The organism is Ruegeria sp. E8, assembly GCF_056533985.1.
The window spans coordinates 76,977-89,136 of the sequence record NZ_JBQFOY010000011.1 but is presented as its reverse complement, the minus strand read 5'-3'; the positions used below and the strand labels follow the sequence as shown (position 1 = coordinate 89,136).

10 protein-coding genes are annotated in these 12,160 nt (G+C 53.5%); 3 read left to right on the top strand and 7 right to left on the bottom strand.

Annotation, left to right across the window (positions count from 1 at the left end; all coding sequences use genetic code 11):
• Window positions 1-199: 199 nt before the first annotated feature.
• On the top strand, window positions 200-2,083 hold the full coding sequence (gene aspT, locus ACR0LF_RS14965) for an aspartate-alanine antiporter (protein WP_480581215.1): 1,884 nt from the start codon (window positions 200-202) through the stop codon (window positions 2,081-2,083).
• A 111-nt stretch (window positions 2,084-2,194) separates the two neighbouring features.
• On the opposite strand, the gene ACR0LF_RS14960 is transcribed toward aspT, so the two are convergent.
• The 4 genes from ACR0LF_RS14960 to ACR0LF_RS14945 all read right to left on the bottom strand — a co-directional run bounded on the left by ACR0LF_RS14960 (window position 2,195) and on the right by ACR0LF_RS14945 (window position 7,469).
• Complete coding sequence (locus tag ACR0LF_RS14960) at window positions 2,195-3,826, bottom strand: bifunctional aspartate transaminase/aspartate 4-decarboxylase (protein WP_480581217.1); 1,632 nt, start codon at window positions 3,824-3,826, stop codon at window positions 2,195-2,197.
• Between the two features lie 279 nt (window positions 3,827-4,105).
• Window positions 4,106-5,284 carry a carbohydrate porin gene (locus tag ACR0LF_RS14955; protein WP_480581220.1) on the bottom strand — a complete coding sequence of 393 codons (1,179 nt, stop codon included), beginning with the start codon at window positions 5,282-5,284 and terminating at the stop codon, window positions 4,106-4,108.
• Window positions 5,281-5,985: a DUF3299 domain-containing protein gene (locus tag ACR0LF_RS14950; RefSeq protein WP_480581223.1), complete on the bottom strand. Its 705-nt coding sequence runs from the start codon at window positions 5,983-5,985 to the stop codon at window positions 5,281-5,283. Before ACR0LF_RS14950 ends, ACR0LF_RS14955 begins: the two co-directional genes overlap by 4 nt.
• Before the next feature lie 86 nt (window positions 5,986-6,071).
• Complete coding sequence (locus tag ACR0LF_RS14945; protein ID WP_480856424.1) at window positions 6,072-7,469, bottom strand: amidohydrolase family protein; 1,398 nt, start codon at window positions 7,467-7,469, stop codon at window positions 6,072-6,074.
• A 141-nt stretch (window positions 7,470-7,610) separates the two neighbouring features.
• On the opposite strand from ACR0LF_RS14945, the gene ACR0LF_RS14940 reads away from it, so the two are divergent.
• The gene (locus ACR0LF_RS14940) at window positions 7,611-8,612 is read left to right on the top strand and encodes an AraC family transcriptional regulator (protein WP_480581228.1); all 1,002 of its coding nucleotides are present in this window, start codon (window positions 7,611-7,613) and stop codon (window positions 8,610-8,612) included.
• A 23-nt stretch (window positions 8,613-8,635) separates the two neighbouring features.
• Here the strand turns inward: ACR0LF_RS14940 and ACR0LF_RS14935 are convergent, their stop codons facing one another.
• The 3 genes from ACR0LF_RS14935 to ACR0LF_RS14925 form a co-directional block, all read right to left on the bottom strand.
• The gene (locus ACR0LF_RS14935; RefSeq protein WP_480581231.1) at window positions 8,636-8,851 is read right to left on the bottom strand and encodes a hypothetical protein; all 216 of its coding nucleotides are present in this window, start codon (window positions 8,849-8,851) and stop codon (window positions 8,636-8,638) included.
• A 220-nt stretch (window positions 8,852-9,071) separates the two neighbouring features.
• Complete coding sequence (locus ACR0LF_RS14930; RefSeq protein ID WP_480581234.1) at window positions 9,072-9,977, bottom strand: amidohydrolase family protein; 906 nt, start codon at window positions 9,975-9,977, stop codon at window positions 9,072-9,074.
• Window positions 9,974-10,978 (bottom strand): nuclear transport factor 2 family protein, encoded by a 1,005-nt coding sequence (locus ACR0LF_RS14925; RefSeq protein ID WP_480581236.1) that lies wholly within the window; start codon window positions 10,976-10,978, stop codon window positions 9,974-9,976. Before ACR0LF_RS14925 ends, ACR0LF_RS14930 begins: the two co-directional genes overlap by 4 nt.
• Before the next feature lie 113 nt (window positions 10,979-11,091).
• Between ACR0LF_RS14925 and ACR0LF_RS14920 the strand changes: the two genes are divergently transcribed.
• Entirely contained in the window at window positions 11,092-12,138 is a 1,047-nt protein-coding gene (locus ACR0LF_RS14920; RefSeq protein ID WP_480581238.1) for an ABC transporter ATP-binding protein, read from the top strand.
• Window positions 12,139-12,160 lie beyond the last annotated feature (22 nt).

The following is a 12,160-nucleotide window of genomic DNA, read 5'->3' as shown; positions in this document are numbered from 1 at the left end:
GCCATTTCAAAAGTTTGCGACACATGCGCTAGAAACCCTATCTTATCAAATCAACCTAAAATGCCCCATGGGTGCTGACGCCCGACAGCTTCCCCAACTGAAATGGCCCACCACTATTTTCAGGAAACGGAGAACCAAGAATTGCGAATAGCGACCGAAGCCCGAAGTGATCGTTTCGACACGATAAAGCGTGGGAGGCGTGTTCAACGTACCTAAGAACAATAATTCATTTTCTAATCGTTTCTGCCGGTACAGAATTTCAGTGCGCTTTGTCCTTCAATTTCCCCGCAGCGTTTTTCATATAAAAATTTTTGTTTTCAATACAGTTAGTCACTGTATCTTGATCGGAACGAACCTGAGGAGAGATGCAGGAGATTTCAATATGGAATTGATTACTGATCAACTTCGTACCTTCCCGATTATGGCGCTGTTTCTTTGTCTGGGACTGGGTTATGGCGTTGGAAAGTTTAGGGTCGGCAAGTTCGAACTGGGTGGCATTGCCGGAACCCTTCTGGTGGCCGTTGTCGTAGGTCAGATCGGAGGCATCAACCTAAGCACCGACGTCCAGAATATTTTCTTTTCTCTTTTCATTTTTATGGTTGGCTATAATGGCGGTCCTCAATTTTTTGCGGCTCTGAATCGAACCGCCCTGACCAAGCTACTGGCCGCGTTTATGATGACTGTCTGGGGACTTTTCTTTGTCATAGTTGTCGCCCGATTGGCAGGATTGGATAAAGGGTTGGCCGCTGGGCTGGCTGCTGGAGGGCTTACGCAATCCGCAATCATTGGTACCGCTGGAAATGCCATCGACCTGCTCGGGCTGGCCGCCGACGAAGCGGAAAAGCTGAAAACCAACATCGCCGTGGGATATTCAGTCACTTACATCTTCGGCTCGATCGGCCCAATTTTGGCGGTGAGTGTCATTCCCATCATTATGCGCGTGGACCTGCGTAAAGAGGCGATTAAGCTGGCCCAAAAACTCAGCGGAGGCGGCCGCAAACTGGAAGAAGGCGAGTTCTTCCCAATGAACCGCTTTAACGCCCGTGCCTATCAGGTAAGTTCCGACGCCTCGATCGCAGGACAGTCAGTTAAATCCATCGAAAGCACTTATGACGGTGATCTGATCGTCGAGAAGCTTCTGCATGAAGGTGCCCCGATGGACCCGACACCGGATATGGTTGTCAGCGCAGGAGACGTGATTATTGTATCCGCGCTCGTCGCGACGCTGACTCAGTTCGAAGGCACAGCAAGTGGAGAGGTTGGCGAATACCCACCTGAATTGACCGTGGTAGAAGAGCGCCGCAATGTTGTCGTTACCAATCGGAAACTGACGGGTAAAACCATTGCCGAACTGCGCGACGCCCTAACAGCAGATCAGCGACGTGGCGTTCACATCTCAAAAATTACCCGCATGGGTCACGATTTGCCGGTGCTACACAACACTGAAATTCATGCAGGCGATGAGATCAGCATCGTTGGCCACAAAGACGATTTGAACCGCGTCGCAAAGGAGGCGGGATACGTGCCTCCATTGGCTTCTGCCACAAATTTCATCGCGCTGGGGATCGGTGTGGCAGTTGGCTATTTGATCGGCGAGATCAGCTTTGTGATTGCTGGCACCAAAGTTTCGCTCGGCTCGGGTCTCGGCTGTCTGGTTACAGGGTTGATCATCGGGTATCTGCGTATTCGTCGACCTAAGATCGGCGGGATCAACCACGGGGCTGCGAATTTCCTGCAAAGCTTTGGATTGGCGGTATTTGTCGGGGTTGTTGGTCTAAATGCTGGCAAACCAGCTCTGGAAGCTATTCAACAGTACGGTGTTACTTTGCTACTGCTGGGCGTTCTGGTCACACTGATGCCGATGATTGTTCAATTCCCAATCAACTACTACGTCTTGCGTATTAAAAACCCAATCGAAGCCTGCGCAGTTGTTACCGGGTCCCGCTCTGGTAACCCGGGGTTTGCAACGTTGCTCGAAAAGGCAGGGAACTCCACCCCTACGCCAGCGTTCACCATGACCTATGCAGTTGCGAATATTTTCTTGACGCTCTGGGGCCCACTCGTTGTGGCGTTTGTACCTTAAGCCGTTTCAGAAGGATCACGTTGGCCGAATACAATTGTGTGGCCCGTAACAAAACCCGCAGAGGAGGCAGGTTGAAAGCCTGCGCTGCCTGCATCCTCTGCGGTCTTCTCTTTAACCATGCAACGGCAATCCTTTTGACGCGCGATAAGCCTGCACATATCCAACGGCCACCGCCCTTACAGCGCGGCCGATCTTGCGATAAGCGCTGTCGTCCAAATTGGCGAAAGACACTCGTGCGGACCAATTGGGCGCATCAAAGCCGGACCCGTTCAGCAGCACGATCCCGTGGTCCTGCGCCAGTTTGAACGAGATATCCAGCGGATGAACGTTTTCCTTGATCCATTCAACCACTTCTTCGCCTACGTATTTCCGCAGCCAGAACTCGAAATCTATGATGCCATAATATTTGTCGAACAACGGGTTGTCGGCGATTTCAACGCCCAGTCCTTCGACCAGTTCATCAAAGCGGTGTTTTAGGATACCCCAACAGAATTTCTGATAGTTTTTCTCTTGGTCCATCAACTCGACAAGTGAGAACAAAGTCATCATCACTTGCTGCGGCACCGATAGGCCCGCCGTGTGATTTAGTGCAACATCCCGGCTGTCAGCGACGATCCGGTCAATGAACTTGAACGAGGACGGGTCGGGTGTCAGAGACTCATACCGGGCATTAACCACAGCTTTGGTGTCGCTTGGCGCCTCAGCAATCATCTTGTCGAAGATGTTGTTCTCGGCCACCAGAATAGCGCCCAGACGCCAGCCCGTGCAGCCGAAATACTTCGAGTAGGAATAAACCCCGATCGTGTTTTCAGGCAGATGCCCCATTACCGACTGAAAATTTGGAACGAAAGTGCCGTAGACATCATCTGTCAGTATGATCAGGTCAGGACGGCGGGTCTTTACGAAGTCTACAAGGCGGGTCATGACTTCGGGGCTGATCGCTACGGAGGACGGGTTACCGGGGTTAACCAAGAACAACGCTTTGACTTTAGGATCGGCCAGCAGTTCAAAATCATTGTCGTTAAGTTGAAAATGATCTTCTTCGGTGGAAGACACATCTACAGTATTCAGCCCATAATCTTCAAGAACCGGCATTTCCAGATAGGGCGTGAAGATCGGCGTGCCCAATGCAATAGTGTCGCCAGCATTCAGTAACCGCTGGTTCTTGAGCGCCTTGAAGATATAGCACATTGCGGCAGTTCCACCCTCAACGGCGTAGATGTCGAACTTCGCGTCGGGCCGATGGCCTGCGCACATTGCCCACATCACGTATTCATGGACGATCGCCTCATTGTGCGCCAAGCATCGGTCTGGCATCGGATAGTGGTCGCCGATGATACCATCGGTCAATTCGAGTACGAAATCGTCCGCTGTGAAACCAAATTTCTCAATCGCAAAATCCACTACGGTAGCCAAAGTATCCGCGCCGGGACTGCTGTTTTTTTCAGACGTGTCGGCGCAGTATGCCTTGAGCCGATCGTAACTTCCCGGCCCTTGTGGCATACCGGCTAGTCCAACCTGCGGTTCATTGCGATGTCGCTGGGCCTCCGTCATCGCGAATTGCCCCAAGAGGAAGAACGCCTCCCGCGCCTTGGTAGCGATCCAATTCGGATTTCCGCGCCCTGCATTCAAATATGGCAGCGCCATTTGGCGCGACTCCCTCTGCGCCAGCTTTATGAGTTCGTCTTTGATCTGGAAAGGACTTAGGTTTTCGAATTTATGCAGGTCCAGCGTTTCTGACATGGCATCAATCCTTTGCGTTAGAACAATCGAAAGAAATCAACCGGATCGTATGCAAGGTGATGTGTCAATGTAAACAATACTATTGGAATGGAACGGCCGAAGAATGGAAAATCATGAATTTGAAAACAGGTCTTAATCGATCAACTGTGAGCGAAACTTGATCCGAAATCCGTGAACGACGAATTGGTTCCCCTTTTTCACGGAAACAATGAAAGGTCGCCACATGGTTACGGTCAGTCGCCCTTTGACACAACTCTTACCGACTGCGTTCACCCTGCATTAGAAAACGATCCGGGTTCGTAGACCGAACAGAGTAATCTGGTCCTGAGTGGGGTTCAGCAGAGGGTCAGAAATGAACTGCAGTGACGGCGTGATCTGCAGTCCGGGCGAGATTGAAAACCGGTAGAATGCCTCGAGCGTGAACTGGTCACCGTCGATGCCTCTTGCCTCGGCCCAGTTTAGGCCCAACCCGGCCAGATCGGTATTGCGACCATAGTAACCCAGACCGGCAGAAACCGACCTATTGTAAAGCGCCGCGGTCCCCTTTGAAGCCCCAGCCCGAAAGAACGGCATCCATTTATTGTCAACAAACCATGCCGCAGAAAACGCAGCGCCGTAGTCTTCCGCTCGGCTGCCATCGTCGGCTGCATCCGCATGCCAGAGGGTCAAATGGATATTGTCGAAGTAGATGCGATCAAAGCCGGAGGTGTAGCCGAGCTCGATCGATTTGAAGAGATTGCCCTCGCTGAACACATCAAAATTTGGATCAGACGGGTCGGCGTTTGCGTCTGAGACGCTCGCAACGGCGTAGAGGTTCTCGCTCAGCTTAAACCCACCGGCAATGCCAATGCCTTGGTTGGGCGTGTTAATTGTCGGGTTGGTATTGAAAGAGAGGTTTTGAAAGCCACTGTAGGGGCTTACCAACCCATAAATGTCCACAAAGTCCGTTACATCAATCTGCCCGACTTGCAGCGTCCACGAACCGTTCTCGGCCCGTTGGGTCCAGAAAAGGTTGGTCAGCAGCAAACCATTGTCGTTGAAGGCTGTTCCCGTGATTGAAAGGGCTCCGCCATCCAGACCCAGAAACTGCGGAGCAACGTCCGTGTAACTGTGCCGGTCTTCAATCTTGAATGTCAAAGAACCCCGTTCAGTTGCCTGCCAACTGCCGTAGAGGCGCGCAATTCCGCTGGCCGCTTCGCCGGTTCCCAGATCAGCGTTCGTGGTTTGGCCCAACGCCAAGTAATCAATGTTGAAGCGAAACCCACCTTCAGCTAGGCGGTCTTTCCACTGAAACCAACCCGGTGCGATATTGCTCGGAAAATCGGAACGATATTGTGGGTCGGTCAGCCCATCTCCGGGCTCTAGATCAGCTTCAACCGAAGAGGGCCCGGACAGTCCTTGCGCCGCGGCAGCACCAGCAAAGGCAATGCTCAATGCGGTAACCAGAAGTCTTATCATTCTGACGCCTGTGCCCCGCCGGTCTTGCGATTTCCCGCCGCTCGGATGCGATCAGCGGCACGCTGCTTCCATTCCAGCCCGTCTGCCTTGGTTTCCAGAGTTTCGACACGTTCCGTCTCGAGCTGGAACGTCGCGTTCATAGGCATGAGGCCGTCTACAACCATCATATTCTGAACTGAAGGATCAATGGTCAGCATGCCCGTCAGCCGAACGGGTTCGTGGAAATAGCTGGGCGTCCAGTCCCCATTCAACCGCACACGGATCATCTGGTTGGGCGGTGGTGGAGGCATATGACTGCACATCCCCCTTTCTGGCACCAAATACGCCACAGGCCGACCGTCCGGATCGCTTGGTGCGGGAATGGCAAAGCCCGCGAGTGTGATTGTTTGACCGTCGAATTGCGGGTTTCCATCCGTTGCCGCTTTTCTTCTGCGTTCCGTTACAACCTCGCGCTGATCGAGCAGCCAGTCGACATCAATTCCATCAGCTGCCAAGGCATCCTCAGTCTCGGCCAAAAGGGCTTGCCATTTCTGCCGTTCTTCTTCGTTTCCTGCTTTTAGCTGCAACTTACCGCGCAGACTTACAACGAAGCGGACATCGTCAAACTGTTCGGGACTGAGATCACGGTAGGGGTCTTCAAAGACCTGCGCAGATGGGTCTGGCAAGTCGGCCCAATCTAATGCGGATTCAGGCGTTGCCATGGCAGGATGTCCACACCAAACCAACCCTGCGAATACTGCGGTGCGAAACCAATGGTGCATAAATACTCTCCGGCTATTTAGGCATATCAATCCAGTGTGTTTTTGTAGATGACGCCGTCCTTCATGATCAGTCGGATCGTATCTGGGCTTTCAGGCCTCGGGTCGGCACCGAACCACTGATCACCCGTGCCAACAACCGAGAAGTCTTCAAGAGGGTTGCCGTCGATCAGCAGGATGTCGGCATAGGCGCCTTCTTCGATCACACCCAGTTTGCCGGCAGTATACGGATTCATAAAGTCACCTGACAGAGCGACTACCTCGCCACCCGTCGATGTCAACGTGACCATCGACGTGTAGGGCCCAAAAAATTCATTGTTCAGGTGCTTTTCGTAGGCAATCTGGATATTGCAAGCCTCGACCGAACCAACACAGTCGGTCTGGAACCCACGCTTCACCGGGCATTCCTTCATATTGTCGATGTAGCCTGCAAATGTAGCCGAGGCAGACTTTGCTTTTGCAAGGCTCGACGGGACGTTTGCCACTGCCGGAATATCAAGCAACCCGGGATCGAAAGCCGTCAGGTTGGTGGTAATGTATGCCCCTTTTTCGTTCATGACCTGGGCAATTTCACAGTCAAACGAAAAGCCGTGTTCGATTGACATAACACCTGCGTCGAGCGCACTCAGGATAGCTTCCTTGCGATAGGAATGCGCCATGACATAGCTGCCATACTCATTAGCCACTTGCACTGCGGCCCTAATTTCCTCGGGCGATCCAGCTAGCAATTGCCATGGGTCGAAGGCCGACACCACACCCCCGGATTGCATGAATTTCAACTGTGTTGCACCCATGCGGAAATTGTTGCGTGCGTACTTATAGACATCGTCGACACCGCTAGCCTCCTGCGCCAAGTTCAGGCGGCTCATGTTGGTCTCTGAGCCCGGCGGAGCAGTGAAATTCGCGAAGTCAGCGTGACCACCTCGCGTTCCGATAAATGCACCAGATGGAAAGTAACGCGGACCGTCAATTTGGCCTGAGTCAATTGCCCGGCGCAACCCGCCATTGGCCCCACCCGCATCCCTGACTGTGGTGAAGCCCTGCATCAAATACATCTCGGCCATCCGCGCACCGTGTATGGCAAAATCCTCCCAAGTTGTGTTGGCCTCCATCGCGGGCAAGGTCGGCCCCATCAGCATAAGGTGCGCGTGCAGTTCAATAAACCCGGGGGTCAGTGTCCTTCCCTTTCCATCAATGACCGTCGCATTGGGGGCATCGATCGCATCGGTTGATACGGACTTAATCAGGTTGCCCTCGACCAAAACGCTGGCATTCTCGATCCGCTGTTCATTCACGCCATCGAACACATGCACGTTGGTAAACAGCGTTTGGGGTTCTTCTTGATCCTGAGCCAGCGCGGACGCTGAAAGAGAAAGACCTGCAGCAAAAATTACCGTCGAGCAAAGCGACATTCGTAGACCGGACATAAGTGCTCCCTTCATATTCACGTTTTGCCAACTGTAGTCCGGAAAGTCTTGGCTCGGTTGCCACTTTCGAATTAGGATGTTCGAATGTGATTGTAAAAATGGCCACTGAACACAGCATTTGATCCTAAAAGGGTGCCGAGATTGCCATTCAACTCCACCTCTCAAGAGCATAGCGAGGGCTTCATTCGCCTCTCATTGGCTGCTCCGTTTCTGCAGTATCTCACCGACCGCGAGATCAACCCGCAACCCGCCTTGGATCAAGTCGGTTTAAAAGCCGAACTGTTGTCCGACCCATCTGTCTATGTCCACTCGGAGTTGGTCTACGGCCTGTTGAATGCCTTCTCGGACTTGTCGGGGGATCGATACCTTGGACTGAATGTAGGTGAGACGTTTGACCTGCAAGGATGGCCGCCGTTCGCTCAAGCCTTGCAATCAACGAAGTTGCTGTTCGAGTTTTTCACCCGTTTCGTGGGGCTTGTACCGCAGGAATCCAATTCCGTGCGGCACAGCCTTGTCGTTGAAGCAGACAAAGCGACTTATCGTATCGAGAGGCAACAGGAGCCAACTGTCCCACCCATACAGGTGACCGGTTTTGGTGCCGCAATCTATGTACGCCTACTACAGTCCGTCGTCGGGGGTGCCTGGGATTCCTCCCGCGTGCGATGGGAAAGCAGATACATCAATGGTCTCCCTGTCGGCTACAAGGGGATCGAGGTTGGCCTAGGGACTGATCCTGGAATGCAAATTAGTTTTCCTGTGGAATGGTTGTTTTTGCACCATGTCTCTGAGGGCTCTGCCAAGCCCATAGTCTCACCACGACAAGATGAAGAAGTAACTGTGGTGGCTGCATTGCGCTCTGTCTTACGCGACAAACTGGATGAAACCGATTTGGGACCAGAGGTGGTGGCCGGATTGCTGGGAATACAGCCGGAAAGGTTTCTGAAAGCGCTTCAGCAACAAGGCACAACGCTACCCCGCGAAATCAAACGGCTGCGTGTCGATGTCGCCAAGGAGCAGCTCAAAGAAGGCCGGATGACAATTGCAGAGATTGGTCTGATGCTCGGCTATTCTGACAAGTCTCATTTCACTCGCTTTTTCCGAGGTCAGACCGGAATGACACCGACTAATTTCCGAAGCAAGTAAATGTGGTCAAGCCAAATGAATGCTTAGAAGATGAGGTCCTCGTCGAATCGCGACCATGTTCGGTCCCGTCGTGTTGACTTGTCGACAACGGGAATGAACGGCAGAATTGCCGTTCCGGCGCGAGGCGCATCTGCAGGGACAATACCCCGAGCCTCCCAATCATCGGGATTGCTGGAGTTCCGCTTCTGAACATCCTCGACGATCAAAGCGGCGCGGCCTTGCACGATGAAAGTCTGCAACGGGCCGTTCGCTAGATGTGAGAATAAGTGGAGAGCAGACAAAAGCGACGTTCCGTCCCAAGTATTTAGTATCTGCCAATTCTGACCTTAAGCACCGTTGTAAATTGCCCGCTTCTGCGTTCGGGTTCAACCTTGCGAAGTGATACCGGAAGCCGATAGCGTGTGTACTGGAGTTCAACGACCGCTCAAATCTCGGCAGTTTCAGCACCAACAAGAGGTGTCAATCTTCTGAGGCAGAATTGTCGGAGCTATTCAACCTATAGAATTTTGCTGCAGTGTCGTAGAAAACCGCCCTGTGATCTTGCTGGGGGATCAACTGGCGATAGGCATTGGCAAGGGTTCGATAGTCTGAATACAGCTTATCGACCGGGAAGTTCGAGCCGAACATAACCCGCTCGGGCCCGAACTGTTCCAGACAGGTCTCGACAATCGGTCGAGTACTTTCGAGTGTCCACGCGTGGTCGAACATCCCCAAACCAGACAACTTGCAACTCACATTTGGCAGGTCCGATAAGGCGCGAAGGTGTGTCGCCCAAAGCTTCAAGCCCTTTGTGCTGCGATCATGCGGTGATCCGGCGTGACACAGGGCAACCCTTGTGTCTGGGGCCTGTTCCAGAACTCTGGCCGTTTTTCCCATCAGTTCTGGAATAAGTTGCAAATCAAAGCTCAGGCCGCGTTGACCGGCTTCTCTTAGCCCGGCAACGAACCTGTCGTCGTCCAGCAACTTGTTCGTTCCGGTTTGCGCATCCTCGCCCGGAGCCCGACCAACGATCTGGCGGACACCGCGGACAGTCGTCAGAGTTTGAAACTCGTCCAATTGATTGTGCAGATCGGGTTCGGTCAGGTCGCAGAATACCACCTGCGCCATTGGCCAATCCGGATTGGCATCCGCCACCAACTGCACCCACCTGGCTTCGTCCAGACTGTTTCCCGCACCAACCTGAATATGAACCGAGGCAAGAATACCTTCCGCCTCCGCCTCGGTTCGAAATTCTCTCAGTAGATAGTTCCTCTGGATCGGTGTGGGATCGCCAAAGAACCGTTTCTGACCGCGCGCCATCAGCCACGGGTAGTTTACCGCGTTAAGGTCCCAGAGGTGATGATGCGCATCAATCCAGCCTGTCATGCCTGTTGAACCTCCAGCGTGCGAGCCAGAATATCGACGCCCTGCTGCTTCCAGAAGTGCAACAGGTCGATGAAAATCCAGTTCTCGGCCAGTTTGTCACCCTCGCGCCGATAGATATCGATGACCCGGAACTCACCGGCCTTGCCTGTAGCGGGCATACCCATAAAGCCTCCGATAGGGCGGGCGGAGAAATTGGGCCATCCGAAGAAACCGCCATAATGGCCTTCGGCCATCCGACAGATATGCTTGGTTTTGGTTCGGTCGGTAAATCCGGCCCGGAACGGACCAGCGTGCTGTTTGGCATAACGCTCGATCGTATAGGTTGCCCCGATCCCCGTTGGGCCCCACCAGATCATATCCTCACACCAGGTGCGGCGCAATTCGTCTTCAAGGCTCAGACCGCTGTCCCATTGCCCCAGATCCGAGATCATGGCGTTGATTGCGTTCAGCGTCTTTTGACCCTCGTCTTCGGGTTGAGGACCAAACATAAGCCCGTCATGCGTTACCGGTCCGGGCTGAACAAGCTGAGCGGCGGTTTGCGGCGGGAAGGGCTGTAACCCAGCCTGGATCATAAAGTGGGGGATGTCGAAAAACATCGCCGTCTCGGTGATCAGCCCGTCTTCGACCTTGTTGAATTCACAGTAACGCAGGAAAGCCATCTTTCCTGTCGGGGTGATGCCTAGCCAGGGCTCATCGAACAGGCCCATAAGATGGCCCATCGATACCACCCAAACCGATTGAAACCCGTCCGTTTCGTTGGTGCCGGCCATGTACACATCCTGACGCCGCTTCATGTTTTTCAGGGCTTTGCGCAGGGGTGTCCAAAAGGTTTGGGCAACGGCACCGGCACCGTGTTGCTCGTTAAACGGGTGATACCCGCGCCAGATGTGATTCGAGGCGTAGAAGCTGGATAAAACGGTCTCTTGTGATTGGGCGTCGGCGTTGTCCAGTTTGGCGTAAAGATCTCTGATTACTTGTTTTTCTGCCGAAAACCCGGGCATGAAAAATCGCTCCCTGCATACGTTTGCAAAAAAACCTTGCCAAATTGCTGCCTGTAAGTCTACCGTATTTGCATGCGTATGCAAAAATTGTTCCAACCCGGCGGGAGAAGCTTATGGCCGAGATTCAGTTGCGCAATGTTGGCAAGCGTTGGGGTTCGTTTGTCGGTGTCGACAATTTTGATCTGACCATTGCCGACAAGGAATTCCTTGTTCTTCTGGGGCCGTCCGGCTGCGGCAAGACCACGACCATGCGGATGATCGCGGGGCTGGAAGATGCCAGCGAAGGCGACATCCTGATCGACGGCACACGGGTCAATGACATGGAGCCCAAGGATCGCGATGTGGCGATGGTGTTTCAGTCCTATGCTCTGTATCCTAACATGAACGTTTACGAAAACATCCGCTTTCCTCTGAAAGTGCGTGGCATCGATCCTTCCACCCATGATGACAAAGTGCGCCGTGCTTCGGCCATGGTGGAACTGGACGATTTTCTGCATCGCAAACCTGCCGAACTGTCGGGCGGTCAGCGACAGCGTGTCGCCTTGGCCCGCGCGATTGTGCGCGAGCCGAACGTGTTCCTGATGGACGAACCGCTGTCCAACCTTGACGCCAAACTGCGTGTTTCAACCCGGGCGCAGATCAAGAACCTCAGCCACGAACTGGCAGTGACCACGATCTATGTGACGCATGACCAGATTGAGGCGATGACGCTTGCCGACCGTGTGGTTGTCATGAAAAGCGGTGTTGTCCAGCAGGTAGGCAGCCCGACGGATATCTATGACACCCCGGCCAACACATTCGTGGCCAGTTTCATAGGCAATCCGGCGATGAACCTGATGGAAGGTGAAGTGCGCAACGGCACATTCACGGCAAAACATGTTGAGATCCCGGGGATCAATGCCCCTGATGGTCCAATGACGCTTGGGTTCCGCGCCGAAGACGCGTCGCTGGCGACCGACGGGCAGGGGCAGATCAATGCGCCGATCTATACGCAGGAACTGCTTGGCGACGCCACGATGATTTCGGTGCGAGTGGGCGGGGCATTGGTCTCGGTAAAGGCCGACAAAAACTTCCGCGCCGAAATTGACGACATGGTGTCAATCTCTGTGCCCGCCGAGATTTGCCATTTGTTCGACGGGCAGACCGGACAACGGATCTGAGTTCCACCCCACCAACTCACCG